Source organism: Paenibacillus sp. J22R3, assembly GCF_056269305.1.
Genome location: NZ_JBWDNS010000006.1, coordinates 296863 through 313969, shown reverse-complemented (window position 1 = coordinate 313969; position 17107 = coordinate 296863). Strand labels below are relative to the sequence as shown.

Here is a 17107-nt window from a genome sequence, read left to right as displayed (position 1 = left end):
ACAGATCCACATTACAGCGAATCCGGCAAATATGGCTCAAGTAGCGCGTCCTGAGATCTACATGATAGCAAATGCAGCAAATTTCGTGCATGAAGCTAACCCAGGGGTCTACATGGTAGTCGAATACGAAGCCAGCCCAAAAAGGCGGTGCAGGAATACACCTGCACCGCCTTTTTCCTGTCCAAACCGCCCGAGGCTACTTGTTCGTGGCGTGCTGTTTGTTACCCAGCTGTTTGGCCGGGGCACCCTTGCCCTGGCGCTGTTTGTTGCCTTCGGCTTTGGCCTGCGTATCGTGCACCTTGTTCACGAAATCGCTCGTTTGATCCATGTGGTTACCTCCTTCGGAATTCGCCTCATTTAGTCTGACCAGACCCTGCCGCAAACATGCAAGAAACGCCTATTTTACGTAGTTTTTGCGCCTTTTCGTCACAATCTATGAATATCGTAAAATAAATTTTGCAACTGCTATTTTCCGACATTTTACACTCTTGTTTCCTTCTATGAAAGCGCTACAATAATAGTAACAACAACCCAGGAGGTGATTACTATGAGCCATGAGGAAGAGGTAATTTCAGAAGAAATTTCAAGCGAGCTGGAAGCAGCAGAGGAAGTAGCTGCAGCTAGCGAAGAAGCTGCAGAAGAAGCAGCGGCTGAAGCATCCGAGGAAGCCGAAGAAGCAGCTGAAGAAGCTGAGGAAGCGGCAGAAGAATCCGAGGAAGAAGCATCTGAAGAAGAAGCATCTTCTGAAGAAGAAGCAGCTGTAGAAGCTGAAGAATCCGAGGAAGTTGCGGAAGAAGCTGCTGCCGAAGAAGAAGCAGCGGAAGGTGAAGCGACGGAATAATGATATCCATCATTTCTTATAAACAATAAGGGCTTTCCCGAGTGTCTGTTCATGGACGCGGGGGAGCTCTTATTTTTGTATAATAGGAGGCAGAGGCTACAACACCGAAATGAGGGTAAACACGCGTCATGACTCTGGCTCTTAATGGTTTCATGTGGGACGTGCCCACACTGCTTGTTCTGTTCGTACTGGGATTAGTCGCTTCGACCTTCGGTGCCGTCGTCGGTCTCGGAGGCGGCGTGATCATTATACCTGCGCTGCTGCTGCTCGGTCCGTCCATGCTGGGCATGGACATCGATACAACGCTGGCGGTCGGCGTGTCGCTTGGCGTACTCGTATTTACTTCGCTGACTTCGACGATCACGTTCTATAGAGAGGGCAAAACCGATCTTCGCTGCGCGCTCTTCTTCTCCATCTCAAGCGGTCCCATGTCGGTGGTCGGCGCCAGCTTGACATCGCTGTTTGAGCCGGATGTTTTCCGCCGAGCGTTCGGCTATTTCATGCTGTTCATGGTCGTACTGCTGCTGCTTCGCAGCCGCATCAAACCGTTTCGCGGAACATGGCGATACACAACGTCCTACATAGACGGAAACGGAGCGCAGCTCGAATATGGTTACAGCATGCTGCCTGCTCTGCTCATCGGAGGAGGAGTTGGCCTAATCTCCGGATTGCTTGGCATCGGAGGAGGCGTGCTGCTTATTCCGGCCATGGTGCTGCTATTCCGGTTTCCGCCGCATATCGCGACGGCGACGTCGATGTCCGTCATCTTGGTTTCGGCACTGTTCGGCAGCGGCATGCATCTGTATCGCGGCGAGTGGGACTGGCAGCTTGTGCTGCCGCTTGCGCCAGGGGCGCTGATTGGCGGTTATGTTGGAGCGATTATCTCGCGCAAAATCGGCAGCAAGCTGCTCATTCGCATCATGTGCGCGGCGCTCGCGTTGTTTGCTATGCGTATGATTTTGACTTAGCAACTACCGCCATAGATCACCTATACTATAATTATCCTATTGTACCGGGAGGCATCGCTGCATGTCGCAACCTATACCGATCGGCCTGCTGCAGCTGGCCCCATACGTGCGGTATATTCACTACAATGAAGGCGATGAGCACTACCGCGTGCCGCGCAGAGTGATTTACGACTACGAGTTTATTTACGTAACAAAAGGCAGTGCTTGCTACACGCTCGGCGATGTGGACTATGTGCTGCGAGCAGGCGATCTGCATATCATTCCGCCACTCACACTTAATGCGTGCCGGGTGACGGAAGGTGGTTCCTTCGCTTATTATGCCTGCCACTTCGACCCGATCTATCTGGGCCGGGAGCAGGATTTCTCCGATGATGTATATGTAAAAGTGGATTATGCGAATCTACCCGAGGTTCCGGTGCAGGAGGAGCTGCTGGAGCGACAGACGCTGCAGTTCACTGATTTCGAGCTGCCGGCTGTGCACCATTCCGGAGCGCACGCTCATCGATTCGGCGAACGGTTCGCGGAGCTGCTGGATCTGTTCACCCGCAAACCATTCGGCTATCAGGTGCGGATGCGCGCCTGTCTGCTCGATGTGATCGGGCTGCTGCTAGCGGATACGCACACTTCCGAGGGGATCAAACAGGACAGCCCCCATAAGGCGATGATTGCGGAAATGATTGAGCTGATGCGTCAAGGCTATCGCACGGAGATCGACATCGACGGCATTGTACGCAGCTATGGCATGACGGCTAAGTATGCCCGGACACTGTTCAAACAAGCGACCGGCCTCTCGTGGACGCGCTACTTGGCGCGGTTTCGGATGGAGCGCGCCAAAGAGCTGCTGCACCAGGGAGAATTATCCGTTGGCGAAATTGCGGCGTTGTGCGGTTATGAGGATCTGCATTATTTTAGCCGCCTCTTCAAGAAGCTGGAAGGGATGCCGCCGCGGGCGTACGGAGATTCCTTGAGCGGAACTCCTTAGAAGCGGCTTGCGATGACCCGCCCATCCGCCCTTTCGCTTTTTGTGCAAAAACTAACGCCTGCGCTCCAAATACAGGATCATCGCAGCTGGGGTAGGATGGACCTAGCAGATGATCCTTTATTCGTTTGGAGGCCGATTGATACGATGAGTAAACCAGTTGAAGTAGCCGTGTATTATTTTCCGAACTATCACGTGGATAAGCGCAATGAAGCTTGGCATGGTAAAGGGTGGACGGAGTGGGAGCTCACGAAGCGCGCCGAGCCGCGTTTTGCAGGACACGACCAGCCGAAAGTGCCGCTGTGGGGCTACGAGGATGAAGCAGACCCTGCCGTCATGTCGCGCAAAATTGACGCCGCTGCCGACCATGGCGTCGACACGTTTATATTTGATTGGTATTGGTATGAGGATGGGCCGTATTTGGATCGTGCGCTGGAGGAAGGTTTTCTTGGCGCGGACAACAACAGCCGATTGAAATTTGCCTTGATGTGGGCGAACCATGATTGGATGGATATCCATCCGGCTCAGCGGAGCACGCCGTATAATATTCTGGCGCAAGGCACGGTTAGCCGTGAAGCCTTTACACAGGCAACCGATCACATGATCCGGACGTACTTCACTCGGCCGAATTACTGGCGTGTGGATGGTAAGCTGTATTTCTCGGTGTACGAGCTGATGAGCTTGGTCAAAGGGCTCGGCAGCATCGAGGCGACAAGAGAGGCGCTTGATGATTTCCGTACTCGGGTTCGTGCGGCAGGACTCGGCGAGCTGCATGTAAATGCAGTCGTATGGGGCGTACAGATTCTCCCCGGCGAGCAGAAGATCACGAACGGCAACGAGCTTCTGGCTGCGCTGGGAATAGACAGCATATCCTCGTATGTATGGATTCACCATCAGGAGCTCCAGACGTTTCCGGAGACGCCTTATGCTGAGATCAGCGTGAAGTCAACTGAGGATTGGTCGAAATTCTCCGCGATGTACGGCTTGCCTTATTTGCCGAATGTGACGATGGGCTGGGACTCTTCGCCAAGGACGGTACAATCCGATGGGTATGAGAATCTGGGCTATCCGTATATGGGCATGCTGTCCGGCAACACTCCGGCGCAGTTTGAGCTGTCGCTGGTGAGGATGAAGCAGTTCCTCTCCCAAGAGCTGAATGGATTCCCGGCATTTACGGTTAACGCGTGGAACGAGTGGACGGAAGGCAGCTACTTGGAGCCGGATACGAAGAACGGGATGGCCTATCTGGAAGCGATCAAGCGCGTGTTTGGCTGAGCGAATATAATGGTATAGAAAAACCCCTTCACCGGGGGACGCAGCGTATGTTAGCGCTGCTGCCCGGATGAAGGGGTTTTTTGTGCTGTGTCTGCCATGGCCGATCTGCCGCCGACTAGCATGAAGAAGATCAGCAGCGCCAGAATATCGAGCGCGGCAATGATGATCCCCATCGGAATGGCCGTATTGCTGCCGGCAATGCCGACAAACGGCGCAACGATGGAGCCGAACAGGAACGACATGAGTCCTTGCAGCGCGGAAGCACTGCCGGCGGCATGGCCTTGACTGCGCATCGCGAGCGAGAAGCCCATTGTGGTCACAATCCCGACGCTTGCGACAACGAAGAAGAGAGGCAGCAATACGAGCAGCAGCGGCGCATGGATAAGCAGCATGAGCAGCAGCGTGACGCCGCCGAGCGCAGCCAGACAAAGTCCCGTGACGAGGAGCTTCACCTCGTCCACTCGGCCAGCCAGCCGGCCGGCGACTTGGCTTGCCACGATAATGCCGAGCCCGTTAATGGCGAAGCAGAGACTGAATATCTGCGGCGATACGCCATATACATCCTGCAGGACGAACGGCGAGCCGGAGATATAAGCAAACATCGCGGCCATGACGAAGCCCTGTGCGAGTGCGTAACCCATGAACGAACGGTTCGTCAGCAGCCCGCGGAACGTCGAGAGGGTATTTAGGATTCCGCCTTTTGCACGTCGGTTGATCGGAAGTGTTTCGGGAAGACCCAGAAGTACGGCGATAAACATGATAAGACCGATTGCACCAAGCACGACGAACACGCCATGCCAAGTCGTAAAATGAAGCAGCTGTCCTCCGAATATAGGGGCGGCAATCGGCGCAATGCCGTTGACCAGCATGAGCAGCGAGAAGAACTTGGTCAGCTCCGGCCCCGTATAGAGGTCACGCACAATCGCGCGTGCGATGACGATGCCGGCAGCACCGGCTAGACCCTGCACGAATCGCAATACGATGAACGTTCCGATCGATGGCGCGATTGCACATAGCAGCGAAGATACCGTGTACAGCAGCAAGCCAATCAGCAGCGGCTGTCGGCGGCCGCGAACATCGCTGATTGGGCCTGCGAACAGCTGCCCGAGTGCAAGTCCGATTAAGCAAGCGGTTAGGCTGAGCTGCGCGAGTGAGGTACTCGTGTTTAAATCATCTGCCAGCTTCGGCAGCGCGGGCAAATACATATCGAGCGACAGCGGTCCGAACGCGCTTAACGAGCCTAGGACGGCTGCCGTCCAGAGCCGTCTCGAGCGCGGCATGACGGCGGATTCGCCTGTCAGTGGATTCATAAGGTTACTTCCTTTCTGCTAGCCATGTAAGTAGCTCTATTTATTATAGTACAGCCCTTCGGACTGTCAACGAATGCGCCCATCATTGCGGCGAATTGCGAAATCCTATGGCTTATTCGAGGAGGAATGAACCAAGGAAGAAGTTAGCATACTATCCCCAAAGAACAATGGGGGGAATTACAACGATGATAGCTAGATCAAACCGCTTCTATATGACGCTTGCAGCTGCTGCGCTGCTGACCATTACTATGCCCGCATGCGGCAAGCAAGAATCAAACAATCATGCCGACGCGCCGGGCACCAATATGCTGGAAACGATTAAGGCAAAAGGGGAAATTACCGTTGGTACCGAAGGCACCTATGCTCCGTTCACCTTTCACGATAAAGACGGGAAGCTTACGGGCTTTGATGTGCAGATCGCGGAGGAAGTCGCCAAGCGGCTTGGCGTTAAAGCGAAGTTCGTTGAAACCAAATGGGACGGCATGTTAGCCGGACTTGATGCGAATCGCTTCGATATGGTAGCGAACGAAGTAACCATTCGGGACGATCGGAAGGAGAAATATGATTTCTCCGATCCCTATATTGTTTCAAAGGCTGTCCTCATCGTGAAGGAGAGCAACAACGACATCAAGAAGCTGGCTGATCTCAAAGGCAAGAAGTCAGGGCAGTCGCTGACGAGCGATCTAGGTGACATTGCCAAAGCAAACGGTGCGGAGATTGTGCAGATTGACGGCTTTAACCAAGCGATTGATCTGCTCACCTCGGGCCGAATCGATGCAACCATCAACGATAAGCTGAGCTTCCTGGATTTGAAGAAGCAGCGTCCGGATGTTCCGATTAAAGTAGTCGACGAGACGAATAGCGCCTCACAAAGCGGCTTGCTGCTCCACAAAGGCAATGCGGAGCTGGTCACCGCCATTAATAAAGCACTCGCGGACATGAAAGCGGACGGCACCTATTTGACGATTTCCAAAACCTATTTCGGCGAGGATGTATCGCAGTAAAGAGGGCGGTTGATCAATATGAGCGATCGCACAGAGCGGCTGCTGCACATCTTTCTCGATTCTTTCATGCCCTTGCTGAAGGCAGGGTTAGCTTTTACAGTACCGTTAACGATCATTTCGTTCGTGCTGGGGCTGCTGCTCGCCGTCGTAACCGCGCTTGTACGGCTGTCGGATATGCGAGCGCTGGCTCAATTGGCGCGCTTCTATGTGTGGATTATCCGAGGGACGCCGCTGCTTGTACAGCTCTTTATTATTTTCTACGGACTGCCGAGTGTCGGCATTACAATCGATGCCTTTCCATCGGCGGTGATCGGGTTCTCGCTAAGTGTGGGCGCCTATGGTTCGGAAATCATACGCGCCGCCATCATCTCGATTCCGCGCGGACAGTGGGAAGCGGCCTATTCACTCGGGCAGACGCGCATTACGGCGCTGCGCCGGATTATTCTGCCTCAGGCGGCGCGAGTGTCCGTGCCGCCGCTGTCTAATTCATTTATCAGCTTGGTGAAAGATACGTCGCTGGCGGCGACGCTCACGCTCACGGAGCTTTTTCAGAAAGGGCAGCAAATTAGTGCAGTTGTCTATGAGCCGCTGCTCATCTATTGCGAAGTGGCGCTGATCTATCTGCTGCTGTGCACGGTGCTATCCACACTCCAGCGCCGATTGGAACGATATTACGAACGGTATGATACCGGGTAGAGGAGCATGATGAAGGCGCGATGATTCAGGTTCATAATCTAACGAAATCGTTCGGCTCTTCGCCTGTGCTCAGAGGCATCGATATGCACCTCGAGCAAGGCAGCGTGCTCGTCGTGATTGGCCCGTCCGGTTCAGGCAAATCAACGCTGCTGCGCTGCCTGAATGTGCTGGAGGTGCCGACCTCGGGCTCGGTTGCGATTGGCGATGCAAGCATCGACTTTCAGCCGAATGTGAAGCCGAGAATTGCGGACGTGCTGTCGCTGCGGCGTCAGACAGGGATGGTCTTTCAGGCATATCATCTGTTTCCTCATTTGACCGCGATTCAGAACCTCATGGAGGGGCAGATTACGGCACTGCGCCGAACGAAAGCACAGGCCAGAGTAAGGGCTGTGGAGCTGCTCGATAAGGTTGGTCTCGCGGATAAAGCGGATGCGTACCCGCATCAGCTATCCGGAGGTCAGCAGCAGCGGATCGGCATTGCGCGTGCCATGTCCATCGATCCCAAGCTGCTGCTCTTCGACGAGCCGACCTCGGCGCTCGATCCTGAATTGGTGCAGGAGGTATTGAAAGTCATCCGTGAGCTTGCCAGTGAAGGACGCACGATGATGATCGTGACGCATGAGATGAAGTTTGCTCGTGAAGTGGCCGACCGCATTATGATGATTGACGAGGGCGTAATCGTCGAAGAAGGCCCACCTGAGCAAATATTTGGAAGCCCTCGGCAGGAGCGAACCAAGCAGTTTTTATCGATTTTGCTGGAGAAATGACAATCAAACCGGGAAAAATGGAAAAATAATTACAATTGAAAGCCCCGTCCTATCTGAGGATGGGGCTTTTTTATGCCGAAATTCCCCCCATTGTCGGTTGGTGGGATAGCAAGTAGATTTACATAATAGAGTTGCTCTAGCCTATTATTTTTTCTACTTGAAGGAGAGTCGGTATGCACAAGAACAGAAGAAATAAGCTTGTTTCGAAAGTTATCGTCGGCAGTATGCTATTATCGCTTGCCCTTCCCTATAATGTGTTTGCAGCGAATCCGCTTCAGGACGTTAGTCCTTCCAACTACAATCTCTCACCGGCACAAAAGAGCGCATTGAAACAGCTGGAGTTCAAGCGTCCTGTCATTTCGCCTGAGCTTGACCTTAAGAGCTCGGCTTCCGTCTCCGTCATCGTGGAATTTAAGCAGGCGCCAGCGCAGGTGGAAGTGCTCAAACAATCGTCCAAAGGGGTGAACATTTCCCCTAATAAAGCGTTAGAGGAAGCCGAAGACGACCACGCGACGTTCAAGAGCTACGTGCAGCAGCTGGTGGAGAAGAAAGCGGCCGAGCAAGGCCCGACTACCTTTGAAGCTGAAGAAGTAGCAATCACTAGAGAATATCACCATGCGTTTAACGGCGTTGCCATGACTTTACCGAGCAAAGATATCGAAAGCCTGCTTCTTTCAGGCGTCGTTAAAACGATTTATAAGGACAATGTCGTACAGCTGGATCCGAAAGAGATGGAACTGCTAACCGGTGCAGAAGCCGCGCCGCAATCCGATGCTCCGTCCACGGATAACTCGATTCCGCTGGATGGCATTAATGACTTGCATGCGCAGGGCATTAAAGGCCAAGGGATTAAAGTTGGCGTTCTCGACACGGGGATCGACTATAACCATCCGGATTTGACGCACGCCTACAAAGGCTATCGCGCGCAAGAGGGCGTGGATCCAAAGACGATCGATCCGTCTTCCGTCAAAGGCTGGGACGTAATTGATGACGATGCCGATCCAATGGAAACGACTTATGATGAATGGAAGGCTTCCGGTGAAGAGGAATATTCGAACAGCAATTCCTACTACACGTATCATGGCACACATGTATCTGGCACGATTGTTGGTCGGGCTGAGAGCACGGTTACCGATGCTCCAACGCTTGGCGTAGCGCCTGAAGCTGAATTGTATGTATACCGCGTGCTTGGCCATTACGGAGGCGGTACTGAGAGCCAGATTATTGGCGGTATCGATAAAGCTGTGGCAGACGGAATGGATGTTATCAACCTTTCACTTGGGAGCCCGGAAAATAATCCTCTTATAGCGGAATCTGTTGCAATCAATAATGCTACGCTGCTTGGCGTAGTCTGCGCAATAGCAGCAGGGAATAATGGACCAAATGAAACATCGATCACCTCTCCTGGAACAGCGCCGCTCGGTATTTCGGTTGGTGCAAGCGATTTTGCAATGACGCTTAAGACCATGTCGGGCAGTGTCTCGGATGCAGCGAATTCGATTTCGCTGGATGAGATGAATGTCATTGCGTATAACTATTCTCCTATGGAAAGCTTGTTGAACACGGAACAACCTTTCGAGATCGTCGATGTGGGATTAGCTGATACAGCTGATTTTGAAGGCAAGGACCTTACGGGTAAAGTCGCTTTCATTCAGCGCGGAACGCTTTCTCTTCAAATAAAAGTAGAAAATGCGGCGAAAGCAGGCGCTATTGCTGCGATCATGTCGAATAACGTGGATGGCGATATTCCGTTTGTAGGCGATGGATCTGGCTTAATCCCGACCTTCGGAACGACTCAAGCAAATGGTGAGGCCTTGAAAGGAATGGCTGCTCCGAAAGTTTCGTTTAGCTCCATCGGAAGCACCGTTACTGAAGGCGGCAAGCTGGCTGGTTTTAGTGGAGTTGGCCCGGTTAACGGCAGCTACGATATTAAACCGGATGTCGTTGGGCCAGGTGTGAATGTGTATTCCACTTACCCGGAGTATATTCACAGCAAGGAAGAAGGCATTGACTACTCGCATGCTTATGCTCGAATCTCCGGCACATCGATGGCAACGCCGCATGTAGCCGGTATCGCAGCGCTGATCTTGCAGCAGCATCCCGACTATTCGCCGTTCGATGTTCGAGCAGCGCTAATGAATACGGCGGATGACCTGAACGGCGACTACTCTGTCTATCAAGTCGGCGCAGGCGAAGTCGATGTAACCGAAGCTGTTAATGCGGACGTGTCCATTCAGGTATTGAATAGGGTTCAGACGCTGGACCAAGATGGAAATCCGCTTATGATTGACAACCCTACGGGTTCGATTTCCTATGGCAACCACGCGAAGTTTACTGACATTGGCGAAAGTAGAAGCATGACCATTACGAATACAAGTGCAGCCGATAAAATCTTTACAATAGCTGGGGAGTTTTTTGCAGGCGGCAACGTGAGCGCGGTCGATAATGATGTAACGATAAATGTTGGCGGCTCGGGATCCATCATGGTTCCTGCTGGGGAATCGGTAACGCTACCGGTAACGGTAGTCGTTCCAATGAGTGCGGCAAACGGCAGATACGAAGGTTATGTCCACTTTACCAACGCAGAGAATGCGAATGAGAAGTATCAGGTTCCATTTGCTATTCGTGTCGTAGAACCGGGCATTGACTCGATGTATCTCACCAATCCGGCATTCATGACGGAATTTCCGTCGGTTATACATGAAAATCAAGGCAGACCTAACTTTATAGCACTCCAACTGAACAGCCCGATGAAAACGCTCGAAACTTTTATTTTGGACAAGGATGGGCATCCAATCGGTAATTTCTTTGATGTAACGTCCTTGGATGCATCAGAAATCCCGGTCGATGAATTATTATGGAATCAAGTAGAACCAATTATGTATCCGTATATTGGGGACCCCGCGGATAACCAACTTTCGTCGCAGCCTGAGATTATTAAGGAAGGCGAATACACGCTGCGAATGATTGCGAAGGACGCGGAGGGACGTAGCTTTACGAAAGATACCATGTTTATTATCGATAATAAGCGTCCTATACTCACGTTCAATGATTATGCACCGGGCGTGCATGAGGTCGACGATTCTATGTTTACGACAGAAGAATTGCAGGGCACCAGCCATAATGCAATTTGGATTCATGCCAACCTGTACGACGAAGGGACGGCGAAGCTGGCACCGATTGGCATCACGCAGTCCTCTAACCGTCTGTTCTACTACCAGGATCAGATTTCGGTAGCCGATTACGAATTCTTGGTTGAAGCAAACGGCGATGTGAAATTTGGCGTCACGCGCGACGATCTAATCGATCCGGTTACGAAAAAGGACAAGCCGATGACACTGACGCTGTTCCCGATCGATTTGGCTACTAACGGGTACCTGATTGCTGATTTCCAGCATTACGGATTCATTAAAGCGGGTTCCCCTTATGTCGTTCCAGATTATGACAGGGATCGCGTGGCCTTGGGGGATGAGATCACAATGACACTCAACCTAAACAATGTTGAAGACTTGATCGCAGGCAAATATGACGTGAGTTACTATAAATTCTTTGAATTCGAAGACGTCAAAGTAAATGATGCGTTCAAGGCTAAGGCCGACGATGCTGGCGTAACTGTCAAGCTGGACGAACCGATCCTGAAGGGAGATCCGGAGTGGACTTCTAAGGATTTAGTCACCGTCGGTGCTTCTTTAAAGGGTCAAACAGAAGGCTTTGACGGGGATATGCCATTTCTTGACATAACGTTCAAAATGGTGGACGATAAGGATTTTACAGGCCTCGATAAGATGAATATCGAACAAAATATCGAGCAATTTTATTACAAGAAAGCAGGCGAGGAAGCCGATACGGAAATCCCTGTTTTCAATCAGATTAACAGCTATAAAATATTCCCTAAACATTCCATTGTGGAAGGGGATATATATCCAGAGGCGTTCATGACCTTCTCTGGGGATTATGGCAACTTAAATTATCCAAAGAATTACAGTGTAATTGGAGCCCGAATTTCTGCAAATGTAGACGGAACTATGTATGAGGGGACAATTGCAACAAACGGCAGATTTACGTTTGGTAACCTCCCGCTTAGCGAGAATGAGATTGAGTTCACTACCGTGATTCCGGGGCACTTAACAAGCCATGCATCGGTGAAAATCGGAAAAACGATGTTTGATGAACCAGTTGGGATGAACGCTGTTATTAACAATGCGCTCAACCTTGCCGGCGATGTGAACGGCGACCATATGATCGATATTCTCGATGCGCAATTGGTGGCTGCTCAAGCCTATAAGCGCTCCGACACGAATTTCCCGGCTGAGGATCTAAATCAGGACGGCCTTGTTGACGCCAAGGATTTGGCGTTAATCGATAAGAACTTCATGGAGGTCGACTCAGAAGCAACAGGTACTCCACAAGAAACGGTTGACGGTAAAGTTGTGCAAGACTTTATCGATGAACTGGCAGCAACTACACCAATTAGTGACCTAACGAATAAAGCATTTGCGCAGTATGAGGCTGAATTCGAATGGAGTGCTGTAACGGGAGCATCGGCGATCTCAATTGATCAATCGAGCAATGATGGCGTTACTTGGAAGGCAGCGAAGACGACTGAACCGCTCACGCTGAACGCTACTTCAGCGAAGATAACGGGTCTGCAAGCTGGTAAAGCGCATAAGTTCAGAATCGTTGTAACAGGTGGTCCGAATGCAGGGATATCCAATATTGTGGATGTAACGACTGAAGCAGGGCCACTCATGGATTTCATGAGTACGGCTGTAACCGAGATGGAAGCTGATTTCCGCTGGAGTGCTGTATCAGAAGCGACGGAGATTGTTATTGAACAATCGACAGATAATGGTGAAACTTGGACGAAATCCGACACTACAGAATGGATTGCTCCCGACGTTGAAACCGCGAAGGTAACGGGGTTGACTGCCGGTACAGCGTATCAATTCAGACTTGTAGTAACAGGCGGGACGAACGAAGGTGCTTCGAATATCGTCAAAGTGACGACACCGGCAGAGTACGTTCCGGGAGGTCCTGGGGTACCAATACCACCGGATAACACGGTAACCGAGGGCGACAACGGCATTGTTCTAACACCGGGTGCCGGTGAAATCAAGTCGAGCACAACGCCGGATGGTAAAACCGTTGTAACGGTTACGCCGAATGCTAACGATCTTGCTAAAGCATTCGAAACTCTTAAAGGCAATGCTTCGTTGAAGCAAACGATCGTCATCCGTGTCGATCAAGCGGCAGACAATGTTGACCTGGATCTGCCGGCAAGCGTGCTTGCCGCGGCAGCAGCATCGACTCCGAATGCGGTCATCGTTGTAGAGACCGATAAAGGAAGCTTCAATTTACCGATTAGCACAGTGGACTATAAAGGTCTTGCGAAATCGCTTGGTTCCGATTTAAGTGGCATGACGGTTTCCATCGAGATGACGGCTCCGACGAAGGAGCAAGAGCAGCAAATTGCAGACAGCGCGAAAGCGAACAACATGAACGTTGTCGTTGTCGTTAACTTTACCGTGACTGCAAACGCAGGCGGTAAATCCGAAGAGATCACAAACTTCGGCAGCACCTATGTAACCAGAACAATCGTTGTAGAAGGTCAAGGTGCAGACAAGCAGTTTATGGCTGTTCTCGTTGATCCTGCAACAGGCGAATTGTCCTTCATCCCAGCAACGGTGAAGAATGACAACGGTACAGTAGAAGCCGTTATTAAGGCTCCTCATGCAAGCCTCTACGGTATCGTCCAAGTCGCTCCAAAAACATTTGCCGATGTGACCAAGCATTGGGCGAAGAAAGAAATCGAGTTGCTCGCTTCGGCGCTGCTTGTGAAAGGCACTTCCACAAGCACATTCTCGCCAAGCAGCACAGTAACACGTGCGGAGTTTGCCGCTATGTTGGCAAGAGCACTTGGTCTTGAAATGGCAGATACGGCAACTGCATTTGCAGACGTGCCTGCTGACAAGTGGTACGCAAGCGCGGTTCATGCCGTAGTAGAAGCAGGCATCGTTTCGGGACGCAGCAAAGACAGCTTTGCTCCGAACGCAACGATTACGCGTGAAGAAATGGCGGTAATGCTGGCTGGCGCGCTTAAGTTCGCGGGTAAATCATCCGCTGCAGCGTCGCTTTCCTTCACAGACAAAGGCAGCATTGCAGGCTGGGCACAGGCTGCCGTCACGCAGGCGACTGGTGCAGGCATTCTGCAAGGCAATAATGAAGGCGCATTTGCACCTAAAGCGAATGCAACGCGCGCGGAAGCAGCGGTTGTATTGAAGCGTTGGCTGCAATACGTAGGCTTCATGAACTAAACAAAAAAAGGACGGAGCAGGTTCAACCTGCTCCGTCCTTTTTTGTTGTACGCGCATATACGGCGCGCGGTTCTATGCCGCAGCTCCGTTGACGATCCGATTCACGGATGCGACCGTGATGCCGTAATAAACCGCGTAAATGATCACATAAGCGACCATGGCCAAAGCAATGCTCCAGCTGCCGGCAATCAGGTTCACATTGTCGAGCACCTTCAGGATCATGGCGCTGTGGGCGATGCCGACAAGAAGCGGCAGCGCGAAGATGAACTGCGTCTGCTTCGCGATCGCCCGGCGGATCTCTTGCCGGCTGACGCCGATCTTGCGCAGCACCGCATAGCGCTCGCGGTCGGCATGTGCTTCGGCCAGCTGCTTAAAGTAGATGATGCTTCCGGTCGCCGCAAGGAACACGAGCCCGAGGAAGCCGAGAATGAACAAATTAAGACCGCCATTCTCGAGTCCTTCGCGGTAAGGGGTGTAGAACGGCGACATTTCATCATCTTCTTTCGCCATCGCAAGCAGCGTTTTGGCCGTCGCTCCTGTCTTGCGTTCATTCTCGACGTTGTAAGCCATATACGTAATCGGAGACGAAGTCTTCGACATCGCGGCGAACGTCTCGTCGCTTACGACCAGCGCAAGGTCGGGATAACCCCAGCGCAGTACATGCTCCTCCAGGAGCTGCGTTACGTGAACCTCCGTCCGTGGAGCGACAGCCGCCGCATCCTTGCCGCGCCAATCGATCGTGCGGCCGATGAAATCGGCAGACGAGAGATCGGACGTATAACGCGGCCGAATGATCGCGGCCTCACCGCGCTGCAACTCACCAAGCTGACTGCGTTCTCCGAGCGCACGGACGGCGTCCGTGTATGCGCTGGCCGACATCACTTTCATCGGCATTTCAGCAGCGGGAAAGGCGGAAGGAATATAGACAAGCTTCGATACGTCACCTACTGCACGCAGGACGGGAATTTGCGCCTGCGCCGTAACCGGATGCGATTTATCCGCCTCGATAAGAGCGGCAGCCTTCGCGTCAAGCTCGCTGCGGCTCACCCAGCTGTAGCTGAACGGCGCAGCTTCCTCGGCTGCCCGTCCATTATCGGTATACATAATATATCCCGTACTGACGGCGCTTAGCGCCATCGCACTCAGCAGCGCGATCATGGTCAGCGTGCGGGTATTGCCCTTCATGCGGTATGCGAGCTGCGAGATGGCAACGAGGTTCATCCCGGCATAGTAGTTGGATTTGTTCCGCTGCGCAAGCTGTAGCAGCTTCATAATGCCAGAGCGAAACAGCAGATAAGTGCCTACAATCAGTCCAATCAAGAACAGTAAGCCGTTCCGGCCCATCTGTGAAGTGGTCGTCATCGGTTGAAACACGATCCAATAGCTGCCTGCAAGCAGCGCTGCGGCCGCAAGGGCCGCGACCAGCGAAGTGCGCGGAGCATTCTCGCCTTCTTTGTCCGCTTGGAAGAGCTGCGCGAGCTGGAACCGATACACCAGGCGGTAAGCCCGTACCGACACCAGCAAGATGAGCGCCATGAACACGATGAACGTATTGACGATGGCAGCGCCGGAGAAACGGAAACTGACCTCTACCGCGGAATCCAACAGCTTCAGGAAGATCATCGCGAACATTTTGGAAAGCAGCGTGCCGAGCAGCACTCCTGCCCCAAGCGCCAATGCGCCCATCAGTAGATTTTCATAGAAGAGAAGCAGGCCGATGGTTCTTTTGCGAATGCCGAGCAGCGCGTAGAGACCGACTTCCTTTTTCCGCCGTCTCGTGAAGAAGCCATTTGAAAACCAGATAAACACGGCAACGAATAGAATGAGCACGATGGAAGCACCGAAGAAAACGTTGCGAATGCTGTCCGCAAGCTCCATGGTGGCCTTGATTTCACGGCTGTACATTAACGAAACGAAGGTGAAGTAGATCATGACGCTCAGCACGAGCGAGACGAAATAGAGCAGATAGCTGCGCGCGTTGCCGATCAGATTCTTCTTAACCAAGCTAAACAAGGTCACCGGCGCCACCTCCAAGCACGGCCAGCACATCGAGCACTTTCTTGAAGAATTGACTGCGCGGCATCGATCCCCGCACCAATTCGGTAAACAACGTCCCATCCTTGATAAAAATAACCCGTTTGCAGTAGCTCGCGGCAAACGCATCATGCGTGACCATGAGAATGGTGGCGCGATCTTGCTCATTCAATCCCCGCAAGCTGTCCAGCAGGTCGGCGGCTGCTTTGGAATCAAGCGAGCCGGTCGGCTCGTCCGCGAGCAGCAGGCTCGGGCGGGCGATCATCGCGCGGGCGGCAGCCGTCCGCTGCTTCTGACCACCGGAGATGTGATAGGGATACTTATCGAGGATAGCCCCTATTCCGAAGGTGGCGGCGACCTCCTCTGCACGTCGCTCCATATCTGCGGCTTTCGCCTTAGATAGTGCAAGCGGCAATATAATATTCTCCTTCACCGTCAGCGTATCGAGCAAATTGAAATCTTGAAAAATAAAGCCGAGTTTACTGCGTCTGAATGCTGATAGCTGCTCCTCTTTCATGCGCAGCATGCTCTGGCCGTCAATGATAATATCGCCGGCCGTCGGCTGATCAATCGTCGCCAGCAGGTTCAGCAGCGTCGTCTTGCCTGACCCGGACGGGCCCATGATGCCGACGAACTCCCCCTCCTGCACAGTGAGGTCGATGTCCTGCAGTGCGGTATATAGATTTCCCTTAGCGCCGTATACTTTGCGCACGGCGGTTGCTTGCAATATAGTCTTCATCGTCAGTTGTCCTCTCCATTAGGCGCTCATTCGCACCGGGTATAGCTCCATTGTACAGGAATCAACCCTAGCTCAAGCTTACAGCTTCCGCGATAACCTTACAGATTTGTCAGGTTGGTTGCTTCCTATTCGGGCCGAAGGTAACATGAAGGAAGAAACCATTGCAGGAAGCGAGGGCTG

At 52.4% G+C, this 17107-nt stretch carries 12 protein-coding genes; 8 read left to right on the top strand and 4 right to left on the bottom strand.

The features are described from left to right. Positions 1-196: 196 nt before the first annotated feature. Entirely contained in the window at positions 197-328 is a 132-nt protein-coding gene (locus AC0YN4_RS24925) for a DUF4023 domain-containing protein (RefSeq protein ID WP_090980254.1), read from the bottom strand. 219 nt (positions 329-547) lie between these two features. Here AC0YN4_RS24925 and AC0YN4_RS24920 point away from each other — a divergent pair, with 219 nt between their 5' ends. From AC0YN4_RS24920 to AC0YN4_RS24905, 4 genes are all read left to right on the top strand, one after another. Continuing rightward, positions 548-841 carry a hypothetical protein gene (locus tag AC0YN4_RS24920; RefSeq protein ID WP_475783158.1) on the top strand — a complete coding sequence of 98 codons (294 nt, stop codon included), beginning with the start codon at positions 548-550 and terminating at the stop codon, positions 839-841. A gap of 128 nt (positions 842-969) precedes the next feature. Continuing rightward, positions 970-1809, top strand: a complete 840-nt coding sequence (locus AC0YN4_RS24915) for a sulfite exporter TauE/SafE family protein (RefSeq protein WP_475783157.1) — start codon at positions 970-972, stop codon at positions 1807-1809. Positions 1810-1870: 61 nt separating this feature from the next. After that, complete coding sequence (locus AC0YN4_RS24910; protein ID WP_475837056.1) at positions 1871-2791, top strand: helix-turn-helix domain-containing protein; 921 nt, start codon at positions 1871-1873, stop codon at positions 2789-2791. Between the two features lie 144 nt (positions 2792-2935). Next, the gene (locus AC0YN4_RS24905; protein ID WP_475783155.1) at positions 2936-4063 is read left to right on the top strand and encodes a glycosyltransferase WbsX family protein; all 1128 of its coding nucleotides are present in this window, start codon (positions 2936-2938) and stop codon (positions 4061-4063) included. Positions 4064-4113: 50 nt separating this feature from the next. On the opposite strand, the gene AC0YN4_RS24900 is transcribed toward AC0YN4_RS24905, so the two are convergent. Then, positions 4114-5373: a multidrug effflux MFS transporter gene (locus AC0YN4_RS24900; protein ID WP_475783154.1), complete on the bottom strand. Its 1260-nt coding sequence runs from the start codon at positions 5371-5373 to the stop codon at positions 4114-4116. 212 nt (positions 5374-5585) lie between these two features. Between AC0YN4_RS24900 and AC0YN4_RS24895 the strand changes: the two genes are divergently transcribed. The 4 genes from AC0YN4_RS24895 to AC0YN4_RS24880 all read left to right on the top strand — a co-directional run bounded on the left by AC0YN4_RS24895 (position 5586) and on the right by AC0YN4_RS24880 (position 14154). Beyond that, positions 5586-6377 (top strand): amino acid ABC transporter substrate-binding protein, encoded by a 792-nt coding sequence (locus tag AC0YN4_RS24895; RefSeq protein ID WP_475783324.1) that lies wholly within the window; start codon positions 5586-5588, stop codon positions 6375-6377. Between the two features lie 18 nt (positions 6378-6395). Next, positions 6396-7073, top strand: a complete 678-nt coding sequence (locus AC0YN4_RS24890) for an amino acid ABC transporter permease (RefSeq protein ID WP_475783153.1) — start codon at positions 6396-6398, stop codon at positions 7071-7073. A 20-nt stretch (positions 7074-7093) separates the two neighbouring features. Continuing rightward, a complete protein-coding gene (locus tag AC0YN4_RS24885; RefSeq protein WP_475837055.1) occupies positions 7094-7840 on the top strand; it encodes an amino acid ABC transporter ATP-binding protein in 747 nt (248 codons plus the stop codon). 173 nt (positions 7841-8013) lie between these two features. Further along, positions 8014-14154, top strand: coding sequence for a S8 family serine peptidase (locus tag AC0YN4_RS24880; protein ID WP_475837054.1), 6141 nt, complete (start codon positions 8014-8016; stop codon positions 14152-14154). A 72-nt stretch (positions 14155-14226) separates the two neighbouring features. Here AC0YN4_RS24880 and AC0YN4_RS24875 read toward each other — a convergent pair whose 3' ends face one another. After that, a complete protein-coding gene (locus AC0YN4_RS24875) occupies positions 14227-16173 on the bottom strand; it encodes an FtsX-like permease family protein (RefSeq protein WP_475837053.1) in 1947 nt (648 codons plus the stop codon). Further along, positions 16160-16927, bottom strand: a complete 768-nt coding sequence (locus AC0YN4_RS24870) for an ABC transporter ATP-binding protein (RefSeq protein WP_475783149.1) — start codon at positions 16925-16927, stop codon at positions 16160-16162. Before AC0YN4_RS24870 ends, AC0YN4_RS24875 begins: the two co-directional genes overlap by 14 nt. Positions 16928-17107 lie beyond the last annotated feature (180 nt).

Bases quoted from the DNA above. Each gene is read 5' to 3' on its own strand.
- AC0YN4_RS24925 (WP_090980254.1), bottom strand. From the start codon at position 328: ATGGATCAAACGAGCGATTTCGTGAACAAGGTGCACGATACGCAGGCC.
- AC0YN4_RS24920 (WP_475783158.1), top strand. From the start codon at position 548: ATGAGCCATGAGGAAGAGGTAATTTCAGAAGAAATTTCAAGCGAGCTG.
- AC0YN4_RS24915 (WP_475783157.1), top strand. From the start codon at position 970: ATGACTCTGGCTCTTAATGGTTTCATGTGGGACGTGCCCACACTGCTT.
- AC0YN4_RS24910 (WP_475837056.1), top strand. From the start codon at position 1,871: ATGTCGCAACCTATACCGATCGGCCTGCTGCAGCTGGCCCCATACGTG.
- AC0YN4_RS24905 (WP_475783155.1), top strand. From the start codon at position 2,936: ATGAGTAAACCAGTTGAAGTAGCCGTGTATTATTTTCCGAACTATCAC.
- AC0YN4_RS24900 (WP_475783154.1), bottom strand. From the start codon at position 5,373: ATGAATCCACTGACAGGCGAATCCGCCGTCATGCCGCGCTCGAGACGG.
- AC0YN4_RS24895 (WP_475783324.1), top strand. From the start codon at position 5,586: ATGACGCTTGCAGCTGCTGCGCTGCTGACCATTACTATGCCCGCATGC.
- AC0YN4_RS24890 (WP_475783153.1), top strand. From the start codon at position 6,396: ATGAGCGATCGCACAGAGCGGCTGCTGCACATCTTTCTCGATTCTTTC.
- AC0YN4_RS24885 (WP_475837055.1), top strand. From the start codon at position 7,094: ATGATTCAGGTTCATAATCTAACGAAATCGTTCGGCTCTTCGCCTGTG.
- AC0YN4_RS24880 (WP_475837054.1), top strand. From the start codon at position 8,014: ATGCACAAGAACAGAAGAAATAAGCTTGTTTCGAAAGTTATCGTCGGC.
- AC0YN4_RS24870 (WP_475783149.1), bottom strand. From the start codon at position 16,927: ATGAAGACTATATTGCAAGCAACCGCCGTGCGCAAAGTATACGGCGCT.